The following is a 20,941-nucleotide window of genomic DNA, read 5'->3' as shown; positions in this document are numbered from 1 at the left end:
ACGAGCCCGAAGCAGCACATCGGAGGAAGACGTGAGGCGACGCGACTTCGTAGCAGCCGCCGGAGGCACCGCCGTGGCCGCACTCACGGGCATCGCGGCCGGACCACGTCGGATCGGGATCGGCGACGTCCAACAGCTGCAAGCCCGCTTCGCCGAGGTCGTCGCCAGCGACCACCGCCACGGCGGTCGCCTCAGCATCGAGACCCGGGCGGGCCAGCTGGCCGACGAAGCCCTCGCCCTGCAGGAGCGCGGTACCGCCACCCAGCGGATCAGGGCTCAGCTGTACGCCGGCGCGGCCTCCTTCATGTCGAGCGCGATGTGGGCCGCCATCGACGGCCGCCGCTTCGACGCCGCTCTCCATCACCACCAGAAAGCTGCCTCCCTGGCAGCCATGTCCGGTGACTCGTCCATCCAGTTCCGCATCTGGTCCCACGCAGGCAGCCTCTACCGGCATCTCGGGCGGCCCGGTGACGCGCTCGCGGCCAACGACGTGGCCCGCAACCTGCCCATCGCCCGGCGCGACCCGTTGTTCGCCTCCCTCGGACACGCCCGCCACGCAGCCATCCACGGCCTGACCGGAGACACCAACGCGGTGCGACGCTCCCTGGGGCACGCGCAGGAGGCCCTTGACCGGGCCGACTCCGGCGCTTCCCGCCCACTGTGGATAACAGCCTTCTACGACCAGGCCGAACTCGACTCCCTGGCCCTCGCCGCCTACCTCTCAGCCGGCAGCTGGGAGGAAGCGGAAGCTCACGCGCACCGCTGCATGGCGCTTCGCCGGGGCGCCATGCAGCGCTCGCACGCGATCACCACAGTCCGCCTCGCCCACGCCCAGCTCGGCCAGGGCGACCTCGAACCCGCCGTCGCCACCGCCATGTCGGTCCCGGCGGAGGTCTCCGCCCACCCCCGCATCACCGGCATGCTGAACGCCTTCGGCGCCAAGCTGGGTGACCTGGCCGCGGGCAGCAACCTGGCCCGCACCTGGGCCGAGTACGCACACAACACCAGGAGGACCACCGCGTGACGATCGAGCTCCGCCACCACACCGACCTCACCGCGCAGGCCCGCCAAGACCTGCTGGACGTCTACGCCGACGTGCGGGCACCCCTGCTGCACCTGGCCAACTACCGCGTCCAGACATTCGCCGAGCGCCTCGACCGGCACGCCACCGAGCCCGGCTTCGAACTCATCCTCGGCTACGACGGCGCCGCCCCGGTCGGCTACGCCTACGGCAACACCGCCGACGCCGACGACCGGTACTGGAAGCGCATGACCGAACCGTTGCCCGGCGGCTTCACCGACACCCCCGTGCTGGTCATCAAGGAGATCGGCGTCCGCATCCCCTGGCGCGGCACCGGTACCGCCCGCCGTATCCACGACGAACTCCTCGCCCACCGCGCCGAGAATCGCGTCACCCTCATGGTCAATCCGCTCGCCGGAGAGGGCAAGGTCCAGGCCCTGTACACGTCCTGGGGATACCAGGCCATCAACAGCCAGCAGCCTTCACCCGACTCGCCCCGGCTCACCGCCATGATGCGCCCACGCTGACGGCGTTCGAATCGGCGAGTCCGGTACCAGCACCACCTCGAACTCGGGAAACCTGCCCTCGTTTCCATATGCGACGACTGCTGCCTGGTGGAGCCATGGACGACGCGGCGCTGCTGGAGAAGTACGGCGTCCCCGGGTCCTCCTACGCCGATCTCGCCGCCCTGCGCGGCGACGCCAGCGACGGCCTGCCGGGCGTCAAGGGCATCGGCGAGAAGACCGCCACCCAACTGATCCAGACCTACGGCGACCTGCCGGCCGTCCGGGCCGCCGCCGCCGACCCCGCCTCCAAGCTCACCCCGGCCCGCCGCAAGAACCTCCTCGAAGCGGCCCCCTACCTCGACGTCGCCCCCACCGTCGTCCGCGTCGCCACCGACATCCAACTCCCCCCTTCGACCCCCAGTTGCCCCACGAACCCCGCGACCCCATGGCCCTCGAACACCTCGCCACCCGCTGGGCCCTGGGCACCTCCCTCACCCGCCTCCTGGAGGTCCTGGCGACCCGCCGGTGACGCGTCGGCCGCACGGGTTCCGGGTGACGGCGGGGGTGTCCCCCGAGGGATGTCGGTGCCGGTAGTACCAGAGGATGGGTTCGTCTGGGCGGGCGCTGTCGGGGGCGGGGTGGGCGGCGCCGGCGGCGGCGAGCCTGGGCAGCAGTGCGGGGTCGGGTTGAGGGACCTCGCCGTAGTCCTCGTCGTCGACGGCGACCGGGAGTTGATGGATGACGGCGGCGATCCGCGACGGAAGGTGGATGTCGAGGCCTTCGTGGCAGCGAGCGATGATCTCGTCTCGCACATGGGCGGGAAGCAGGCTGCCGTCAGCCGCGACGGGGGCGGCGGCCGGGCGGGACTCCTCGGCCATCGCCGCAGCCCGGTCCCGCCAGAGGTCGGCGTCGTCCAGCTCACCTCGGCTACGGTGCAGCAGGTTGAGACAGCTGGCGGCCGTGTAACTGCCGGCGCCCGCGGCGAACTCCCACCAGAACTGCGCAGCCTCCCGGTGACCCGTCGCCTGCAGCAGGGCCCCGAGGACCAGCGCGCCCTCGGGGTGGATGCGGTGGCTGTTGGCCAGTTGCTCCAGCGACCGGGCCGCCTGGGGCTGGGTGAGGACGAGCGAGACGGCGAGGCCGAGTTCGTGGGCCGCCTGCCGGTGCTCGGTGACCATCGGCCGCGGAGCACCGAGCAGGCGGCGCCAGGCGTGACGGGACGCGGCCGCCAGGTCAGCCAGGTCACGTCGTCCCCCGTCAGTCGGTCCGATCCGCTGTCCGGTGGGTGCGGGTGCCGAACGGTCGCGTCCCATGTTCACTCCTTGCTCGCGGTTTCCTGCACGCCCAGCAGGCGGCGGAGCTTGCGCACCGCCTGGTGGTAGGTGGTCCGCACGTTGGTCTCGGTGGTGTCCAGGTACTCGGCGATCATCGAGTACTCGAACGCGAGGAGGTGGCGCAGGACCACTACTGCGCGCTGGCGTTCGGTGAGGCGCCGAAGCGCCTCGGCCACCTCCTGGCGACCGCCGAGGTGCCCCAGTTCGTCCCGGGCCCGCTCGACGAAGTGACGGATGCACTCGGCGCGGTCGTCCTGCGGACTGCGGGGCAGCCGTCCGGTCTCGATGAAGGCCTCGACGACGGCGTCCGCGATCAGGGTGTTGAGCAACTTGTAGGCCTCGGCGGCGGGCTGCTCCTCCGCGAGCACGGCACCCCACCGCAACTGGAGTTGCCGCTTCAGCTCGTCGACCACCCGCAGGGCGCGCCCCTCGTCGTGAAGCATGGCGCAGGCGAGGCCGAGCCAGGCGCCGCTGTGCCTGTCGCAGAACACGGTGTACGACAGCCGCAGCGCTGCCCCGGTGTGGGGCTGCGGCGCCTTCTCGTGCTGATTCACTGTTCGGCCCTTCCCAGCGGCCGGCTCCGTTGCCGGGTCGCCGTCTTCTTCCGTAATGGGTCGGTCACCCCCTGTACCGATATAGAAGCGCATCCGATAGTCAAACGTGAAGGCGATCACATAACTGCATTGTGAGACAACATGAATGACGTTGAGTCAGCTGATGGACCATCAACTTCTGTTCACATTCGATCAGATGGGAACGGGTCCGGATTGGCGAACCGTGGCGACTGAACTCCGACCTTGATTGCCCGCTCGGAGGTGTGGGCATAGTGGGAGGAGGTCACGCCGAGGACTGGGGGAGCAGATGGCGGACGAGACTCAGGGAAACGGCGAGATACCCGGGGCCGAGGTGACGCTCGACATCCACCGCCCGCACTCCGCGCGGATGTACGACTACTTCCTCGGCGGCACGACCAACTTCGAGCCGGACCGGGCCGCGGCGGCGCAGGCGCTCGCAGTGTTCCCGAACGCGCCGATCGCCGCCCGCGCCAACCGGGCGTTCATGCACCGGACGACCAGAATGCTGGCCCGCCGCGGCATCACCCAGTTCCTCGACGTCGGGACCGGCATCCCCACCTCGCCGAACCTGCACGAGATCGCCCAGCAGGTCGACCCGTCCTGCCGGGTGGTCTACGCGGACAACGACCCGATCGTGCTCACCCACGCACAGGCACTGCTGCGCAGCACGCCCGAAGGCCGCACCGCGTACATCCAGGCCGACGTACGCGACCCCGAGCATGTCCTCGACGCCGTCGAGAAGACCGGCGTCCTCGACCTGGGCCGGCCTGTGGCGCTCAGCATGAACGCCCTGCTGCACTTCGTGTCGGACGACGACGGCGTGTTCGACATCGCCGAGACGTTCAAACGCAGGCTCCGCACCTCCGGGAGCGCCTTGGTCCTCTCCCACTTCACCCCCGACTTCGCGCCCGAGGACGCGGCTCGCGGCGTCCGTGTGTACCGGGAGTCCGGGACCTACGTCCAAGCCCGCGCCCGCGCCGAGTTCGCCCGCTTCTTCGACGGCTGGAACCTGGCCGACCCCGGCATCGTGCCCACCCCGCGCTGGCACCCCGACGCCGCCTCCGCCGGGACCACGGTCACCGACGCCCAAGCCTCCTGCTACGGAGCCGTGGCGTTCCGTCCCTGACCCCGACACTTCCACCGTGTCATGCCTGCGGCCCGATTGTGAAGCCGAACCTGACACAGCATCGGGCCCGGCCGCTCAAGGAGAGTGACCGGGCCCTTCGCGTGCGGGAAAGCGGTTACCCGACGGAGGAGTACGCGATGATGCCGCGGCGCATGCCGTCGACGGCCTTGCGTGCGGTGCGGCGGAGTTCGAGGTTGTCGCCGGCGGCGTCCTGGATCTGGCCGAGGACGTCGATGAGTTGCTTGGTCCAGCGGACGAAGTCGCCGGCGGGCATGTCGGCGTCGCGGAGGACCGCGTCGAGGTCGTGGCCGAGGGCCCAGCGGTAGGCGGCCCAGGCGAAGCCGAGGTCGGGTTCGCGCTGGCCGACGCCCTCGTCGGTGGAGATCTTGTGCTGTTCCTCCAGGGCGTCGAGCTTGCCCCAGATGCGGACCATCCGGCCGAGCGCGTCCTTGGCGCCGCCTTCGGGGACGCGGGGGGCGGTGGCGTCGTCGGACTGCCGGGCCTCGTAGACCAACGCCGAGGCGCAGGCGGCGAGTTCGGCGGCGGCGAGGCCGTCCCAGATGCCTTCGCGGATGCATTCGGAGGCGAGCAGGTCGAGTTCGCCGTAGAGCCGGGCGAGGCGCTTGCCGTCGGCGGTGACGGTGTCGCCGCTGAGGTAGCCGAGCTCGGTGAGCAGGCCGCAGACCCGGTCGAAGGTGCGGGAGATGGTGTGGGTGCGGGAGCGCATGCGGCGTTCCAGCAGTTCGGTGTCCCGGTGGAGGCGGTGGTAGCGCTCGGACCAGCGGGCGTGGTCCTCGCGTTCGTCGCAGCCGTGGCAGGGGTGTTGGCGCAGGGCGCTGCGCAGCCGGGCGATCTCGGGGTCGTCGGCGGCGGCGGCGCGGCCCTTGCGGAAGCGCTCGGGTTCGAGGTGGCCGGCCTTGGTGCGCAGGGCGGAGGCGAGGTCGCGGCGGGACTGCGGGCTGCGCGGGTTGAAGGACTTGGGGATGCGCATCCGGTCCATGGCGGCGACCGGGTGCGGGAAGTCGATCATCGCGAGGCGCTTGACCTGGCGTTCGGCGGTCAGCACGACGGGCCGCGGCCCGTCCTGGTAGTCGGGATGGCGGGGGCCGGTGCGCCCGTGCCGGCCGCGGACGTCCGGCGGGAGGCCGGGGTCGAGGACGAGCGCGAGGCCGGCGAACTTGCCGGTGGGGACGTGGATGATGTCGCCGGGCTTGAGCTGCTCGATGGCTTCGACGGCGGCGGCGCGGCGCTGGGTGGAGCCTTCGCGGGCGAGTTCGTTCTCGCGGTCCTTGAGTTCCCGGCGCAGCGACATGTATTCGTCGAAGTCGCCGAGGTGGCAGGTCATCGACTCGCGGTAGCCGTCGAGGCCTTCCTCGTTGCGCTGGACCTGGCGGGCGATGCCGACGACCGAGCGGTCGGCCTGGAACTGTGCGAAGGAGGTTTCCAGCAGTTCGCGGGAGCGGTGGCGTCCGAACTGGCCGACCAGGTTGACGGCCATGTTGTAGGACGGTCGGAAGGACGACTTCAGCGGGTAGGTGCGGGTGCCGGCCAGGCCGGCCAGCGCCTCCGGGTCGAGGCCGCGCTGCCACAGGACCACGGCGTGGCCCTCGATGTCGATGCCGCGGCGGCCGGCCCGGCCGGTGAGCTGGGTGTATTCGCCGGGGGTGATGTCGGCGTGGGTCTCGCCGTTCCACTTGACGAGCTTCTCCATGACCACCGAGCGGGCGGGCATGTTGATGCCGAGGGCGAGGGTCTCGGTGGCGAAGACCGCCTTGACCAGGCCCTGGACGAAGAGTTCCTCGACGACTTCCTTGAACCGGGGCAGCATGCCGGCGTGGTGGGCGGCGATGCCGCGCTCCAGGCCGTCGAGCCACTCGAAGTAGCCGAGGACGTTGAGGTCCTCGTCGGGGATGTCGCGGCAGCGTTCCTGGACGAACTGGCGGACCTTGAGGCGGTCGGCGTCCCGGTTCAGGCGCAGGCCGGAGTTGAGGCACTGCTGGACGGCGGCCTCGCAGCCGGCCCGGCTGAAGATGAAGGTGATGGCGGGGAGCAGGCCTTCGGCGTCGAGCCGGTCGATGACGTCGACGCGGCCGGGCGTCCAGACCCGGCCGGGGCGGCCGGCGGGCATCGAGCGGCCTCGGCCTCGGGCGAACTTGTCGCGGCCGCGGTCGCTCTCGGAGCGGGCCAGGCGCACCAGTTCGGGGTTGACGGCCTTGGCGGGGTTCTTCAGGCTGCCCTTGGGGCGGCCGTCCCGGTCGGGGCTGGCGAACAGGTCGTACATCCGGTTGCCGGCCATCACGTGCTGCCAGAGCGGGACGGGGCGGTGCTCGGAGACGATCACCTCGGTGCCGCCGCGGACGGTGTCCAGCCAGTCGCCGAACTCCTCGGCGTTGGAGACGGTCGCGGAGAGCGACACCAGCGTCACGGACTCGGGGAGGTGGATGATGACCTCCTCCCAGACGGCGCCGCGGAAGCGGTCGGCGAGGTAGTGGACCTCGTCCATCACCACGTAGCCGAGGCCGTCGAGGGCGCTGGAGCCCGCGTACAGCATGTTCCGCAGGACCTCGGTGGTCATGACGACGATCGGGGCGTCCCCGTTGACGGAGTTGTCGCCGGTGAGCAGGCCGACCTTGGCCTGGCCGTAGCGCTTGACCAGGTCTCCGTACTTCTGGTTGGACAGCGCCTTGATGGGCGTGGTGTAGAAGCACTTGCGCCCGGCGGCCAGTGCCAGGTGGACGGCGAACTCGCCGACGATGGTCTTGCCGCTGCCGGTGGGGGCGGCGACCAGGACGCCCTTGCCGCTCTCCAGCGTCTCGCAGGCGCGGATCTGGAAGTCGTCGAGCGGGAAGTCGTACAACTGCTGGAAGCCGTAGAGGGCCGTTGCCTGCTCCTTGGCGCGCTCGCGGGAGGCCGCGTAGCGCTCGGCGGGGCTGAGCTGCTCTTCGGGCGTGGGGTTGCCGTGCACTGGCGTCACCTTTTCTTCCCGTGGGTGTGGCTGGACGGGGTCGCAGACGGCGACGCCTGCGGCTGCGGGGCCGTGGCCCGGGTGGGCGACGGGGCGCAGCGGGTGCTTGGGGTGTGGTGATCGAGCATCTCAGCCTGAGATTACCCGTCTGGAGTGACATCAACAGCCGAGTTTTCCGGCAGCTGAAAAGGGTTCCGGGCGCTGGTGCGAAGCGTGATCGGACGGCTGCCGGGGGTGATCGAAAAGGGCGCGGCGGTGGGCGTCCGGAAAACCGGGTGCAAATCGAACGGGCGTTCCGTTAGCGTCCTCGCCGTGGCCAAGTTGAACCAGATCATCGCCGTGGAAAAAGGCGTCAAGTCGAAGTCGTTCCAGGAGCTGACGCAGGCTCACCAGGACTTGCAGAAGCCCGCGCTGCTGGCCGGTATCTCCCGGTCGTACCAGCCGAAGGACGAGGAGGGCGAGCAGTTGCCGCCCGAGTCGACGCGGGTCCAGGTCAAGGCGGAGGACGTGCTGCGGGCCACCGCCGCCACGCTCACCCGGCTGTTCGACGTCACCGCGACGAAGGACTGGGCCAACACCGAGGCCCGGGCGGACGTGGTGGTGGACGGGCGGACGCTGGTGGCCGGCGTGCCCGTGACGTACCTGCTGTTCCTGGAGAAGCAGTTGACCGACCTGCGGACGTTCGTCCGCAAGCTGCCGGTGCTGGACGCCGCGGAGTTCTGGTCGCACGACCCGTCCTCGGACGCGTGGAAGACCGAGGCGGTGCGCACCATCCGCACCAAGAAGGTGCCGCGCAACCACGTGAAGGCGGAGGCGACGGAGAAGCACCCGGCGCAGGTCGAGGTGTACTACGAGGACGTCGCGATCGGGTACTGGACGACCGTGAAGTTCTCCGGCGCGCTGCCGGCGCGGCGGGTGAACGAGCTGTTGGAGCGGGTGGAGAGGCTCCAGCAGGCGGTGCAGTTCGCCCGTGAGGAGGCGAACGCCGCGGAGGTCACCGACCGCCGGGTCGGCGACGCCGTGTTCGGCTACCTGTTCGGGTAGCCCCAAGAGCCCCCCGGGTGAGACCGGGGGTGGCGCGAAAAGCGCAAGCTGACACTGAAGTTGAAGCTGACTTCGGGGTACACGGTGGAGGTTCGAATCCTCCCCCCGGCACCATCACGCGCCGGGGTGGCCCAACCGGCAGAGGCAGCCCCGTGAAACTCAGACTCTCGCTCACGTCTCAGCATTCGCCGCCGAGCGCCGGATCGACCGGTCGAGGGCCGGTGACGTCGGATGCGGGTTCGACTCCCGCCTGCGCCTCTCCGTGGCGCGGTAGCTTCAATGGCAAAGCACGACGTCGTGAGAGTGACCCTCGGCCTTAAACGTGCCGGCGCAGAGCAATTGGGTGGCACCTCAGGGGCCCGGGAGCTGGATACCGCTCCCGGGCTCCGTCACGTTCCGGGGCGGGCGTTCGGGCGAAGTGCTCACATCCTGATGTGCAAATGTCTTCATGTGGTCACCGGTCCGGCACTTCTCGATCGGAAACCGTCCAGCTTCGAACGATTTCGCTCAACACTCGGCCGAACTGCGATCCGGTTCCTACAGTCGTGCCGACCGACCCGGCCGCAACAGCAGGAGGACAGGCGATGGCGAATCTCGAGACCTCGCTCAAGGAAGCCATGACCATCGAAGGCGCCATCGGCGTGGCGCTGGTGGACTACGGCAGCGGAATGGCCCTCGGGACGCTGGGCGACGGGGGCGAGATCGACCTGAATGTCGCCGCCGCCGCCAACACCGACCTGGTCCGTGCCAAGATGCGGGCGATGGAGCTGCTCAACCTCCACGACGACGGCATCGAGGACATCCTGGTCACCCTGACCGGCCAGTACCACCTGATCCGCCCGCTCACCACGACGGGCGGGCGCGGCCTGTTCCTCTACCTCGCGCTCAACCGCAGCCGGTCCAACCTGGCGATGGCCCGGCACCAGTTGAAGCGGATCGAGGCGTCCCTGGAGGTCTGAGCGCGGGGCGGCGGCCTGCGGGCCGCCGGAAACAAGGGGAGGAAGCATGCCCGTACCGCTGTACCAGGCCAAGGCCGAGTTCTTCCGGATGCTCGGCCATCCGGTCCGGATCCGAGTGCTCGAACTGCTCCAGGCCGGGCCGACGCCCGTCCGCGACCTGCTGCCCGAGCTCGACGTCGAACCGTCCAGCCTCTCCCAGCAGTTGGCGATCCTGCGCCGCTCCGGCCTGGTCACCTCCACCCGCGAGGGCTCCACGGTGGTCTACGCCCTGGCCGGCGCCGACGTCGCCGAACTGCTGCGCACCGCCCGCCGGATACTCACCGAGCTGCTCGCCGACCAGGGCATGCTGCTGGAGGAGCTCCGCGCCGCCCGCTGACACCCCGACGGGCCACCCGCGCCGGGTGGCCCGCACCGGGTGGCCCGCCATGGGCGCCGGGCGAACATTCGTGCTGTGTGACATTTCACAGGTCACACTTCTAGCCGAACCACCCCTCCTGCCGCCACCATCGGCAGGTGACCCACACCGACACCTTTCTCGCGCTGAGCGCCGCCACCGGTCGCTTCGGCTACGGCTCCCCACGCGCGGTCACCCTCGCCGCCGACGCGAGCCGCGCCCTGTTCCTGCGCTCCACCGGCCCGACCGACCCGGTCGAGCGGCTGTGGAGCTACGACCTGACGACCCATCAGGAGCGCCTGGTGGCCGACCCGTCGGCGCTCGCGCCCGAGCGCACCGGCGCGGTCGCCGACCTGCCGCCGGTGGAGCGCCACCTGCGCGAGCGGGTCCGGATCTGGGCGCCCGGCATCGGCTGGTTCGCCGCCACCCCCGACCTCGCCACCGCCGTCTTCACCCTCGACGGCCGCCTGTTCCGGTGCGACACCGCGACCGGCGAGTGCGCCGAGCTCCCCGTCGCAGGGCCCGCGTGGGACCCGCGGCCGAACCCGGACGGCACCCGCGTCGCGTACGTCGCCGACGACGCGCTGCACCTGGTGCCGGGCGGCCGGCTCAGCCCGGCGGACGGGGCCCGCTGGGGCGTCGCGGAGTTCGCGGCGGCGGAGGAGCTGGGCCGCTCCCGGGGCCACTGGTGGTCGCCCGACGGCGCCGCCGTGCTGGCCGCCCGGGTGGACGAATCCGCGCTTCCCATGCGGCACTTGGGCGACCTCGCGCACCCGGAGCGGGCGGCCGACTCGTTCGCGTACCCGCAGGCGGGCGGCCCGAACGCGGACGTCCAGCTCTGGGTGCTGCGGCTGGACGGCGAGCAGGTCCGACTGCGCTGGGACGACGTCGAGTTCCCGTACCTGCTGGCCGCGGAGTGGGACGGCGACGCGGAGCTCCTGCTGACCGTCGCGGACCGCCTCCAGCAGCGGGTGCTGCTGCTGAGCGCCGACCCGGCGACCGGCGTGACGCGTGAACTCTCGCGCACCGAGGACGAGTTCTGGGTGGACCCGCTGCCGGGCACCCCGCTGCGGCTGTCCGACGGACGGGTGCTGACCTCGGCGGACACCCCGGCGGCGCGCGGGCTGGCGCTGGACGGCAAGCCGCTGACCGACGAGAGCCTGCAGGTCCGGCGCGTCCTCGGCCCGTGGCAGGGCGGCCTGCTGGTGGAGGCCGGCGACGGCGACCCGGCCGACCAGCAGGTCTTCCTGCTCGACCCGGACGGCGGCGACCCGCAGCGGCTCACCGGGGACCCGGGCGTGCACACCGTGGCCGCGTACGGCGAGGGCGTGCTGCTGCTCACCTCGGCCGACCTCGACGGCATCCGCCGCGAATGGCGCCACACCGGCACCGGCGCGCACGTCCCGTTCGCCGACCTGTCCGCCGAACTCCCCTACCGGCCGCAGCCGTTGCTCCAGCGCGTCACCGAGCACGGCCTGCCGACGGCGGTGCTGTACCCGCGCGGCCACGTGGCGGGCCGACGGCTGCCGGTGCTGCTGGACGTGTACGGCGGCCCGGGCTTCCAGGCGGTGGCGAACGAGCCGCGCCGCTGGCAGCTCAAGCAGTGGTGGGCCGACCAGGGCTTCGCCGTGGTGACCGTCGACAACCGCGGCACGCCGTTCGTGTCGCCGGAGTTCACCCGGGCGATCTTCCGCCGCTTCTCGCAGGTGGCGATCGACGACCAGGTCGCGGCCCTGCAGGCGCTGGCCGCGGTGCACCCGGACCTGGACCTGTCCCGGGTGGGCGCGCGCGGCTGGTCGTACGGCGGGTACTTCGCGGCGCTGGCGGTGCTGCGCCGCCCGGACGTGTTCCACGCGGCGAGCGCGGGCGCGCCGCCGACCGACTTCCGGCTGTACGACACGGCGTACACCGAGCGGTACCTGGGTCTGCCGCAGGACAACCCGGAGGGCTACGAGGCGGACTGCCTGCTGGCCGACGCTCCGGCGCTGAACCGTCCGCTGCTGCTGATCCACGGTCTGGCGGACGACAACGTGCACCCGTCGCACACGATGCTGCTGTCGCAGGCGCTGACCCGGGCGGGCCGTCCGCATGCGGTGCTTCCGCTGCCCGGGGTGAGCCACATGCTGCCGGACGGCGAGCTGGAGCGGGTGGCGGCGGTGGAACTGGAGTTCCTCCGTCGGGAGTTGGGCGCAACCCCTTCCGCATGATGCATGACATGTGAAATATTACCGCCCATTCCTTTACCTCCCCTTCAACCAAGGAGCAGGTCACTTGCGCAGAGTCTCCACAGCCCTTCTGGCTGCGCTGACCACCGGCGCGATAGCGCTGTCCGCCGTCCCGTCCCACGCCGAACCGTCCGCTGCCGCAGGCCGGTTGACGGCCGACCGGGCGGAGGAGGGCCGTGAGGCCCCGCCGTCGCCGCTGCCGCCGCAGGAGCGGGCCCGCCAGGCGCTGAAGGCGCAGGCCATGGCGCAGGTCAACCAGGGCAAGGTCGCCAAGAGCGACAAGGGCACCACCCCGGCCAAGGTCAAGATCGGCAACGATTACGTCCAGCTGGCCCACCAGCGCACCGACAAGGTGTTCGTGATCCTCGCCCAGTTCGGCGACCAGGTCGACAACACCACGCTGTACGACGGCAAGCCGCGCTACGGCGGCACTCCGGGCCCGCAGCACAACCGGATTCCGCAGCCGGGCGCGAACGACACGCACACCTACTGGCAGAACGACTTCAGCCGCGACTCGTACCGGAAGATGTTCTTCGACGACGCGCCGGGCGCGAACTCGATGCGCAACTTCTACCGCACCCAGTCCTCGGGCCGGTACGACATCGAGGGCACCGTCACCGACTGGGTCACCCTCCCGTGGAACGAGGCCCGCTACGGCTCCAACAAGGGCCCGCAGGGCGGCGGCGGCTGGACCCAGGCGCAGGAGTTCGTCCGCGACGCCACCAAGGCCTGGTACGACGGCGAGATCGCCAAGGGCCGGACGGCGGCGGACGTCAAGGCGGAGCTGGCGCAGTACGACGTCCAGGACCGCTACGACTTCGACAAGGACGGCAACTTCGACGAGCCGGACGGCTACCTCGACAACGTGATCGTGGTGCACGCCGGCGTCGACGAGACCTGGGGCGGCGGCGCGCAGGGCGGCGACGCCCTGTGGGCGCACCGCAGCTGGACCTTCCCCGACCCGGCCGGGCAGACCGGCCCGGCGGGCAACCGGATCGGCGGCGCGCCGGTCGGCGACACCGGCCTGTACGTGTACGACTACGTGCAGGCGGGCGAGAACAGCGGGGTCGGCCTGTTCTCCCACGAGTTCGGGCACAACCTGGGCCTGCCGGACCTGTACTCGACCAACGGCGGCGACAACTCCGTCGCCTTCTGGTCGCTGATGTCCTCGGGCTCGTACCTGGGCAAGGGGCGCAACACCACCGGCGCGTACCCGGGCGACCTGGACGCCTGGAGCAAGCTGCAGATGGGCTGGCTGAACTACGACGAGGCGCAGGCCGCGACCCGCTCCAGCCACACCCTGGGCGTGTCCGGCTACAACACCGACCAGGCGCAGGCCGTCCTGGTGCACCTGCCGCCGGGTTCGACCACGACCTCGCTGACCGACCCGTTCGAGGGCGGCGCGCACTGGTGGAGCGACACCGGCGACAACATGGACGCCTCGCTGGCCCGCACCGTGGACCTGACCGGCGCCGCCTCCTCGGCCGCCCTGGACACGGCCGCCTGGTGGGACACCGAGCAGGACTACGACTTCTTCACCGTCGAGGCCTCCGCCGACGGCGGCCGCACCTGGACGCCGCTGCACGGCACCGTCGACGGGCAGCCGATCGGCGACACCAGTGCCAAGACCCCCGGCCTGAGCGGCAGTTCGGGCGGCTGGAAGCAGCTGCACATCCCGCTGGACGGGTTCCTGGGCAAGCAGGTGCAGGTGCGCTTCCACGTCACCTCCGACACCAACACGCACGGCAAGGGCGTGCTGGTGGACGCGGTGAAGCTGACTGCGGACGGCGCGGTGCTGCTGTCCGACGGCGCGGAGGGCGGCCCGGGCGACTGGGCGGCCGTCGGGTTCTCCGTCGTCCACGGCAAGAACGTCGTCAAGCAGCACCCGCGGGCGTACCTGGTGGAGAACCGCCGCTACGCCGGCTACGGCGCGTTCCTGAAGACCGGGCCGTACAACTTCGGGTACTCGGGCGTGCCGGGCAAGAGCGACGTGATCGACAACTACCCGTACCAGGAGGGTGTGCTGGTGTGGCTGTGGGACACCTCCTACGGCGACAACAACACCGTCGACCACCTGGGCGGCGGGCTGATCCTGCCGGTGGACGCGCACCCGAAGGCGCTGCGGTTCGCGGACGGCTCGCTCACCAACGGGCGTTCGCAGCCCTACGACGCGACGTTCTCGCTGAAGAAGACCGACGCGTTCACCCTGCACAAGGCGGGCGTGGCGACCAAGGTGCCGTCGGAGCCGGCGGTGCCCGCGTTCAACGACCACAGCGGGGTGTACAGCGACCCGGCGATCCCGCAGCTCGGGGTGAAGGTGCCGGACACCAACACCAAGATCGAGGTGGTTCGCGAGACCCAGGGCGGCAAGCTGACCACCGTCCGGGTGGGCCCGGCGTCCTGATCCCGCCGATCCCGTCGATCCCGCACCGACCGTGACGGTCGGCGGCCGGTCCGCTCGCTTGTAAAGCATCCTTTAGAAAGATAGCTTTCCATGATGAGCGAACCGCCGCCGACCGTTCGGCTGACCGATCCGCGCGCCCTGCGCGCCTACGCCCACCCGACCCGGATGGCTCTGGTGGGCCTGCTCCGCGTGCACGGGCCGCTGACCGCGACCCGGGCCGCGGAGCTGCTCGGCACCGAGTCCGTCGCCAGCTGCTCGTTCCACCTGCGCCAACTCGCCAAGTACGGGCTGGTGGAGGAGGCCGGCGGCGGGCGCGGCCGGGAGAAGCCCTGGCAGGCCGCCGCCGCGTTCACCAGCTGGGACGCCTCCCCCGCCGACCCCGAGCAGGCCGCCGCCGTCGACACCCTGCAACGCGCCGTGCTGGACGGCTGGTTCGCCCGCGCCACCGCCTGGCTGGCGCGCCGCGCCGAGGACCCGCCCGAGTGGCGCGAGGCGGCCGGCTTCGGCGACACCGTGGTCCGCGTCACCGCCGAGGAGCTCGCCGAACTCAACGCCCGCATCGAGGAGTTGACCCGGCCGTACGTGGAGCGGACGGCCGACCGGCCGGACGGCGCACGCGCGGTCCAGCTGATCCGACTGGCCGTCCCGACGGACGTGCGCCCGTGACCGGCCGCCCGCTGATACCCCCGCTGCTGCGCGAGCCGGCCTTCCGCCGTTACTGGAGCGGGCAGACCGTCTCCTCGCTGGGCGACCAGATCACCCTGCTGGTGATCCCGCTGATCGCGGTGTCCGCACTGCACGCCGACGCCGCGCAGATGGGCTATCTGGCCGCCGCCGGCTACCTGCCGTACCTGCTGCTGTCGCTGCACGCGGGCAGTTGGGCCGACCGCTACGGGCGCCGCCGCCGGGTGATGATCGCCACCGACCTGGGGCGCGCCGCGGTGCTGCTGACGGTGCCACTGGCCTGGGCGGCGGACGCGCTGACGCTGGTCCAGCTGTACGCCGTGGTGCTGACCGTCGGCTCGCTGTCGGTGTTCTTCAACGTCTGCAACCCGCCGCTGTTCGTCGCGCTCGTCCCCGCCGACCAGTACCTGCGCGGCAACGCGCTGATCAACGGCAGCCGCGCCGCCACCTACGTGGCGGGCCCGGGCCTCGGCGGCCTGCTGGTCCAACTGCTGGCGGCGCCCATGGCGTTGGTGGTCGACGCGCTGTCCTTCCTGGTGTCCGCGCTGTTCCTGCACCGGATCGACCCGGCGGAGCCGCCGCCCGCCGAGGCCGGGCGCGGCTCGGCGGGCGAGGGCCTGCGCTGGATCCGCCGCTCTCCCGTGATGCGGGCCTCGTTGCTCGGCACCGCGACCGTCAACCTGTTCACCTTCGTCATCGGTGCGCTGTTCGTGCTCTACGCGACGCGTGAACTCGGCTTCGGCCCGGGCCTGTTGGGCGCGGTGCTGGCCGCCGCGGCGGTCGGCACGCTGCTCGGCGCGGCGGTCACCGGACGGCTGGCCGCCCGGATCGGCGTCGGCCCGGCGTTCCTGTTCGGCCTGGTGCTGTTCCCCGCGCCGCTGCTGCTGATCCCGCTGGCCGGCGGCTCGACCGCCACCGCCGCCGCGCTGCTGTTCGGCGCGGAGTTCCTGTCCGGCATCGGCGTGATGATCCTCGACATCTCCGCCGGTACGATCTTCGCCGCGTGCATCCCCGACGACCTGCGCTCGCGGGTGTTCGGCGCCTACCAGGCCGTCAACTACGGTGTGCGGCCGCTCGGTTCGTTGCTCGGCGGCCTGCTGGGCTCCACCCTGGGCCTGCGGCCCGCGCTCTGGATCGCCGCGATCGGAGCGGTGGCCTCCGGACTGTGGGTGGTTTTCTCGCCGATCCCGCGGCTGCGCGAACTTCCCGGCCGGGACCGGCCGGTGGAGCAGAATCAGCGGCCCGACCAGCCGGAACCGGTCGAACATTCGGTCTGACGGCGGCTCGGAAGGGCGAGGCACGATAGCGCATTCGGGCATATGCCCGATGGATATGGCCGAAAGTCTCGCCCTCCGGGGGCCCCGCCGGTAGCGTTGCGTCCCGGTCAGACTACCGCAGGTGAAGGCGGTGGCCAGGGACGCACCGTGCCGCGCACGGTGGGGAGGGAACGCCGTACGTGCCCGGGATCGAAGAGTGCCTTGCGGAAGCCATGGGGATCACCGGCGCCCTGGGAGTCAGCCTGGTCGACTGGACCAACGGCCTGGCCATCGGGACGGCCGGCCTGGGCCCCGACGGCGACCACGAGGTCGGGGCGGCCGACGCCACCGAACTCGCCCGGGCCGTCACCCAGACCCCGTCGTTCGCCGACCCGGACTCCGGCGCCCCGCCCGCCGAGGACGTCATCGTCACCTCGGCCGGCCACTACCACCTGATCCGGTTCGTCCCCGCCGCCTTCGACGCGAACGTCTTCCTCTACCTCCGGCTGGACCGCGACCACGCCAACCTGGCCATGGCCCGGATCCGCCTCGCCGCCATCGCCGACCGACTGGTGCTCGCCTGATGTGGTCCACCGACACCCTCACCGCACCGCCCCTCACCGCCCCGACCCTCACGACGCCGCCCCTCACCGCCCCGGCCCGCACCGCGCAGCTCGCGCCGGCCGTCCCTCCGCAGCTCGCGCCGGCCGTCGGCGCCCTCGTCCCGCGGCCCGTCCCGCCGATGCCGGCGGTGCCGCCGCTGCTGGTCTCCGCTCCCCGACTCGCCCCGCCCGAGCCGCAGTCGGCGCGGCGCGGGCCGCGCACCCAGGCCGCCCCGCTGCCACGCCGCCGGCGTTCCAGCTGCGCGCCCGCGACCACCTTCGAGGCGGCGCTGACCGAACTCGCCTCCCAGGGCGCGACCGGCGTCCTGCACGGCCCGGACGGCGCGGTGCACCTGGCGGAGGGCCTGGTGGTGCACGCCGAGTCCGCGCGCGGGGCGAGCGTCGGCCATCTGCTCCACGGCGCGGGACGGATCACCGTCGGCGACTGGGAGGAGGCCGTGCGGCGGGACGCCGGGAGCCCGGCCGACCACCTGTTCACGGCCGGTCTGGTCGGCCGCGCCGAACTCGAACTCGCCTGCCTCACCGCGACCTTGGACGGCGCGTTCGACGCACTCGCCCAGCACGGCGGCGAGCTGCGCTTCGACCCCGTCGCCCGCCCGGCGTTCCGGCTGGCCCGCCCGCTGTCCGTGCTGGAGCTGCGCGGCGCGGTCGGCCGGCGGCGCGCCCTGCTGGACGCCTGCTGGCCGTCCGCCGAGCTCGACTCCGTCCCGCCGGCCGTCACCGGCGCCGCGCCGGTCCGCCGCACCGCCGTTCCGCGCCGCCGCCTTCAGGCGCTGCTGGCCGCCGCCGACGGCACCCGCACGGCGCCCGAACTGGCCCGGCTGCTGGGCCGTTCCACCTTCGGCACCCTGCTGGACGTCCGGCAGCTGGCCGCCGCCGGGCTGCTCGCGTCCGGCCGGCCCGCCGTCCTCCCCGACCCGCCACCGGCCGCCGTGCCGCCGACGGCGCCTCCGGCCGGGCTGTCGCCGCCCGGCCCGCGCCCCCACGACTCCTCGGACCCGGAGGTGGGCCTGCTGCTCCGTCTACGCGCCGCTCTGGAGGCCCTGTGACCGCCCTGCCCGCCCGCCCCTGCCAGCAGCCGTTCGAGTCATGAAGCGTACGTTCCGTCAACTGACCGCGAGGAGGACGTCCGTGCTGCCGGAAGCCGAGGTGCACGCCGAACTGCGCGGCCTGCGGTCCCGCGTCCCGCACCTGACGGGTTCGCTGGTCGCCACCGTCGACGGCCTGGTGGTGGCGCACGACACCAGTGCCCTGGAGGCGGAGAGCGTGGCCGCGCTGACCGCCGCCGCGCTCGGCGTCGGCGCGCGGCTCACGGAGGCCACCGGGCAGGGCGCCTTTCTGGAGCTGATCACCCGCGGCGAGCGCGGTTACACGGCGACGTACGCCGCCGGCTCGTACACGGTGCTCACCCTGATGGCCGGCGCGCAGGCCAACGTCGGCCGCCTGCACCTGGAGGCGCGCCGGGCCGGGGCGCGGATAGCGGCCCTCGCCGACGCGGACCTCGACCGCGGCCCGCTCTGATCCGGTCGCCCCTGCGACGCCCGTCCCACTCTCTGCAACAGCCGGGTGCGTCGATCCGACGTGCCTTCAACTTGCCCAACGGAAGAGGTACTTGCACGATGTCTGGTCTGGAAACCGCCCTCAAGGAGATCATGGCTTCGGTCGAGGGCACCATCGGTGTCGCCCTGGTCGACTACAACAGCGGGATGGCCCTGGGCCTGATCGGCGGCGGCCCGGACCTGGACCTGAACGTCGCCGCCGCCGGCAACACCGACGTGGTCCGGGCCAAGCTGCGCGCGATGGAGCTGCTCAACCTGGACGAGGCGATCGAGGACATCCTGATCACCCTCTCCTCGCAGTACCACCTGATCCGCCCGCTCACCTCCCGCTCCGGCAAGGGTCTGTTCCTGTACCTGGCGCTGGACCGCAACCGGGCGAACCTGGCGATGGCCCGCCACCAGCTGAAGAAGGTGGAGACCGACCTGGAGGTCTGACGGCTACTCGGCCCTGGTGAGCGTGAGCAGGCCCCCGGTGGGCACCCGGACGGCGAGTTCCGTCCCGTCGACCGGGGTCTGCGCCCGCGCCACTTCGCCGCCCAGGCAGTCCTGGACCAGCAGTTCGACCCGGCCCGGCGGCCGGTCGAACTCGATCCGCACCAGGGTGTCGGGGTCGGAGTTGGCCACCAGCAGCAGGTCCCACTCCCCGTCCGCCCGCAGCGGCAGCGGCGCGTACCGGCCGAACGCGAGCTGCCGGCGGCTCCGCGCCTCGATCAGCGGGTACGCCAACTCGGGGCGGTTCGGCCGCAGTTCGCCGCGCTGAAGCAGCCCGCGGTGCTCGGTCATGACGCCCAGCCAGAAGCGGAGCGCGGCGAGCTGCTCGGGGCGCTGCGCGGCGAGGTCCACGGAGACCTGGGCGGTGGAGAACAGCACCGACTGGAGCAGCACGGCGATCTGCTCGGGGCTCTCGTCGGGGTGCCAGGTCAGCGGGTCGGCGTGCACGGCGAGCGGCCCGGCGGTCAGCCGCAGGTCCACGGTGCGGACCCGGTTCTCCACCACGTTGTGCGGGCAGTCCGCGGCCCGGACCATGGTGGCGTACGGCCACAGCCCCGCGCTCACGTAGTCCTGCCGGTGCTCGACCAGCACCTGCGGCGCGGTGGCGCGCAGCCGGATGTCGAGCGCGGCGAGCAGCTCGCTGACGCCTTCGGCGACGGTCGGGCGGTCGGCCTCCGGGGACGCGGTGTCGGCGGGGCGGGCGAAGGTGTCGATGAAGTCGATCTTCAGTCCGTCCACGCCGTGCTGCTCGACGGCGGCGGCGAGCCGGTCGACCAGGTGGGCGCGGACGCCGGGGCTGCGCGGGTCGAGGACGTGCGTCTCCAGCTGCGGCAGGTGCGCGAGGGTGTGCCCGGCGAGGCGCTGCGCGGCGGCGCTGCGGTCGCCGGCGAACGGGATCGCGTGCCACAACAGGTAGGCCAGGCCCAGCTGTTGGATCCGCTTCACGTGCGCGCCGAAGTCCGGGAACGCCTCCGGGGCGGGCTGCCAGTCGCCGGTGGTGGCGTAGGAGCGGGTGCGTTCGTCGGTCTGCCAGCCGTCGTCGACGATCAGGGACCGGAAGCCGAGCGGGGCGGCGAGCGCGGCGAGCCGTTCGACGTCGGTGTGCGTCATCGCGAGGTGCAGGGCGTACCAGGTGCAGAACACCGGCAGGTACGCGAGGTCCGGGACGGGGGGCCGGGCCGGCAGGCTCGCCTCCCACCAGGCGGAGACGTCGGCGAGGGTGTCGGCGAAGTGACGTCCGCTCAGGTCGAGGCGCAGGGAGAGCGTCGGCCCGTCGTGCTCGGCCCACCAGGCGAACCGGCCGGTCTCCTCCACCGCGCCCTCGCCGATCGTCACCGGCCGGACCAGCTCGCCGAGCGCGAAGGTGCACAGCGCCCGGTCGCCCGCGCCGACCAGGCTGCCCACGGGGGCGCCCTTCGCCACCGAGGACTCCCGCGGGCGGGCCCAACTGGGCGGCAGCCAGCGGGAGTTGGTGTTGGGCGTCCAGTAGGCGGCGGCTCCGGTGCAGGGCAGCTGCCACTCGACCCGCAGCCGCTCGCCGTCCGCCTCGACCACCACCACCCCGGCGTCCTGCACCACCCGCACCTCGGGCGGCACCTCGCTCCCGACCGCCGTCACCCGCACCACCAGTCCCCCGGCCTCGACGGTCCGGGAGGTCTCGACCAGACCGGACGGCGGCGCGGAGCCGTCCCACGACAGAGCAGTCACAACAAACGTTCCTTCCGAGCGAATCAACAAGAACAACTGCCCCCGCGCCCCGTCACGGGGCGCGGGG

Annotated in this window: 18 protein-coding genes and 1 pseudogene; 15 read left to right on the top strand and 4 right to left on the bottom strand. The window is 72.1% G+C overall.

Annotation, left to right across the window (positions count from 1 at the left end; genetic code table 11):
* Positions 1-73: 73 nt before the first annotated feature.
* From ACFV4P_RS27415 to ACFV4P_RS27405, 3 genes and pseudogenes are all read left to right on the top strand, one after another.
* On the top strand, positions 74-1,024 hold the full coding sequence (locus tag ACFV4P_RS27415; protein ID WP_380475464.1) for a hypothetical protein: 951 nt from the start codon (positions 74-76) through the stop codon (positions 1,022-1,024).
* Positions 1,021-1,548 carry a GNAT family N-acetyltransferase gene (locus ACFV4P_RS27410; RefSeq protein WP_380475462.1) on the top strand — a complete coding sequence of 176 codons (528 nt, stop codon included), beginning with the start codon at positions 1,021-1,023 and terminating at the stop codon, positions 1,546-1,548. Before ACFV4P_RS27415 ends, ACFV4P_RS27410 begins: the two co-directional genes overlap by 4 nt.
* 98 nt (positions 1,549-1,646) lie before the next feature.
* Positions 1,647-2,056: pseudogene (locus tag ACFV4P_RS27405) on the top strand (5'-3' exonuclease H3TH domain-containing protein); the annotation flags it as partial.
* Here the strand turns inward: ACFV4P_RS27405 and ACFV4P_RS27400 are convergent.
* Together ACFV4P_RS27400 and ACFV4P_RS27395 are read right to left on the bottom strand one after the other, a co-directional pair.
* Complete coding sequence (locus tag ACFV4P_RS27400; RefSeq protein ID WP_380475460.1) at positions 2,019-2,840, bottom strand: hypothetical protein; 822 nt, start codon at positions 2,838-2,840, stop codon at positions 2,019-2,021. The pseudogene ACFV4P_RS27405 and the gene ACFV4P_RS27400 sit on opposite strands and share 38 nt — an antisense overlap.
* Before the next feature lie 2 nt (positions 2,841-2,842).
* Positions 2,843-3,415 carry a sigma factor-like helix-turn-helix DNA-binding protein gene (locus ACFV4P_RS27395; protein ID WP_380475458.1) on the bottom strand — a complete coding sequence of 191 codons (573 nt, stop codon included), beginning with the start codon at positions 3,413-3,415 and terminating at the stop codon, positions 2,843-2,845.
* A gap of 307 nt (positions 3,416-3,722) precedes the next feature.
* Between ACFV4P_RS27395 and ACFV4P_RS27390 the strand changes: the two genes are divergently transcribed.
* Complete coding sequence (locus ACFV4P_RS27390) at positions 3,723-4,562, top strand: SAM-dependent methyltransferase (protein WP_380475456.1); 840 nt, start codon at positions 3,723-3,725, stop codon at positions 4,560-4,562.
* Between the two features lie 115 nt (positions 4,563-4,677).
* Here the strand turns inward: ACFV4P_RS27390 and ACFV4P_RS27385 are convergent, their stop codons facing one another.
* Positions 4,678-7,527, bottom strand: coding sequence for a DEAD/DEAH box helicase (locus ACFV4P_RS27385; protein WP_380475454.1), 2,850 nt, complete (start codon positions 7,525-7,527; stop codon positions 4,678-4,680).
* A gap of 312 nt (positions 7,528-7,839) precedes the next feature.
* Here ACFV4P_RS27385 and ACFV4P_RS27380 point away from each other — a divergent pair, with 312 nt between their 5' ends.
* The 11 genes from ACFV4P_RS27380 (at position 7,840) to ACFV4P_RS27330 (ending at position 19,110) form a co-directional block, all read left to right on the top strand.
* A complete protein-coding gene (locus tag ACFV4P_RS27380; RefSeq protein WP_380475452.1) occupies positions 7,840-8,571 on the top strand; it encodes a hypothetical protein in 732 nt (243 codons plus the stop codon).
* A 584-nt stretch (positions 8,572-9,155) separates the two neighbouring features.
* Positions 9,156-9,530: a hypothetical protein gene (locus ACFV4P_RS27375; protein WP_380475450.1), complete on the top strand. Its 375-nt coding sequence runs from the start codon at positions 9,156-9,158 to the stop codon at positions 9,528-9,530.
* Positions 9,531-9,576: 46 nt separating this feature from the next.
* Positions 9,577-9,906 carry a helix-turn-helix transcriptional regulator gene (locus tag ACFV4P_RS27370; protein WP_073808563.1) on the top strand — a complete coding sequence of 110 codons (330 nt, stop codon included), beginning with the start codon at positions 9,577-9,579 and terminating at the stop codon, positions 9,904-9,906.
* Positions 9,907-10,043: 137 nt separating this feature from the next.
* The gene (locus ACFV4P_RS27365; protein ID WP_380475448.1) at positions 10,044-12,131 is read left to right on the top strand and encodes a prolyl oligopeptidase family serine peptidase; all 2,088 of its coding nucleotides are present in this window, start codon (positions 10,044-10,046) and stop codon (positions 12,129-12,131) included.
* A 64-nt stretch (positions 12,132-12,195) separates the two neighbouring features.
* Positions 12,196-14,553, top strand: coding sequence for an immune inhibitor A domain-containing protein (locus ACFV4P_RS27360; RefSeq protein ID WP_380475447.1), 2,358 nt, complete (start codon positions 12,196-12,198; stop codon positions 14,551-14,553).
* A 93-nt stretch (positions 14,554-14,646) separates the two neighbouring features.
* Positions 14,647-15,219: a winged helix-turn-helix domain-containing protein gene (locus ACFV4P_RS27355; protein WP_380475445.1), complete on the top strand. Its 573-nt coding sequence runs from the start codon at positions 14,647-14,649 to the stop codon at positions 15,217-15,219.
* Positions 15,216-16,514, top strand: a complete 1,299-nt coding sequence (locus ACFV4P_RS27350; protein ID WP_380475443.1) for an MFS transporter — start codon at positions 15,216-15,218, stop codon at positions 16,512-16,514. The genes ACFV4P_RS27355 and ACFV4P_RS27350 overlap by 4 nt, the downstream gene beginning before the upstream one ends.
* 179 nt (positions 16,515-16,693) lie before the next feature.
* Positions 16,694-17,077: a hypothetical protein gene (locus tag ACFV4P_RS27345; protein ID WP_380475441.1), complete on the top strand. Its 384-nt coding sequence runs from the start codon at positions 16,694-16,696 to the stop codon at positions 17,075-17,077.
* Positions 17,077-18,165, top strand: a complete 1,089-nt coding sequence (locus ACFV4P_RS27340) for a transcriptional regulator (protein WP_380475439.1) — start codon at positions 17,077-17,079, stop codon at positions 18,163-18,165. Before ACFV4P_RS27345 ends, ACFV4P_RS27340 begins: the two co-directional genes overlap by 1 nt.
* A gap of 40 nt (positions 18,166-18,205) precedes the next feature.
* Positions 18,206-18,637, top strand: coding sequence for a roadblock/LC7 domain-containing protein (locus ACFV4P_RS27335; protein WP_380475437.1), 432 nt, complete (start codon positions 18,206-18,208; stop codon positions 18,635-18,637).
* A 98-nt stretch (positions 18,638-18,735) separates the two neighbouring features.
* On the top strand, positions 18,736-19,110 hold the full coding sequence (locus ACFV4P_RS27330) for a hypothetical protein (protein ID WP_073808573.1): 375 nt from the start codon (positions 18,736-18,738) through the stop codon (positions 19,108-19,110).
* Positions 19,111-19,113: 3 nt separating this feature from the next.
* Here ACFV4P_RS27330 and ACFV4P_RS27325 read toward each other — a convergent pair whose 3' ends face one another.
* Positions 19,114-20,874 carry a glycoside hydrolase family 36 protein gene (locus ACFV4P_RS27325; RefSeq protein ID WP_380475435.1) on the bottom strand — a complete coding sequence of 587 codons (1,761 nt, stop codon included), beginning with the start codon at positions 20,872-20,874 and terminating at the stop codon, positions 19,114-19,116.
* Positions 20,875-20,941 lie beyond the last annotated feature (67 nt).

The organism is Kitasatospora sp. NPDC059795 (genome assembly GCF_042732175.1).
In the GTDB taxonomy this organism is placed as follows: domain Bacteria; phylum Actinomycetota; class Actinomycetes; order Streptomycetales; family Streptomycetaceae; genus Kitasatospora.
The sequence above is the reverse complement of the archived record's forward strand: the minus strand, read 5'-3'. Positions and strand labels throughout refer to the sequence as shown.

Bases quoted from the DNA above. Each gene is read 5' to 3' on its own strand.
- ACFV4P_RS27400 (WP_380475460.1), bottom strand. From the start codon at position 2,840: ATGGGACGCGACCGTTCGGCACCCGCACCCACCGGACAGCGGATCGGA.
- ACFV4P_RS27390 (WP_380475456.1), top strand. From the start codon at position 3,723: ATGGCGGACGAGACTCAGGGAAACGGCGAGATACCCGGGGCCGAGGTG.
- ACFV4P_RS27375 (WP_380475450.1), top strand. From the start codon at position 9,156: ATGGCGAATCTCGAGACCTCGCTCAAGGAAGCCATGACCATCGAAGGC.
- ACFV4P_RS27370 (WP_073808563.1), top strand. From the start codon at position 9,577: ATGCCCGTACCGCTGTACCAGGCCAAGGCCGAGTTCTTCCGGATGCTC.
- ACFV4P_RS27355 (WP_380475445.1), top strand. From the start codon at position 14,647: ATGAGCGAACCGCCGCCGACCGTTCGGCTGACCGATCCGCGCGCCCTG.
- ACFV4P_RS27340 (WP_380475439.1), top strand. From the start codon at position 17,077: ATGTGGTCCACCGACACCCTCACCGCACCGCCCCTCACCGCCCCGACC.
- ACFV4P_RS27335 (WP_380475437.1), top strand. From the start codon at position 18,206: ATGAAGCGTACGTTCCGTCAACTGACCGCGAGGAGGACGTCCGTGCTG.
- ACFV4P_RS27330 (WP_073808573.1), top strand. From the start codon at position 18,736: ATGTCTGGTCTGGAAACCGCCCTCAAGGAGATCATGGCTTCGGTCGAG.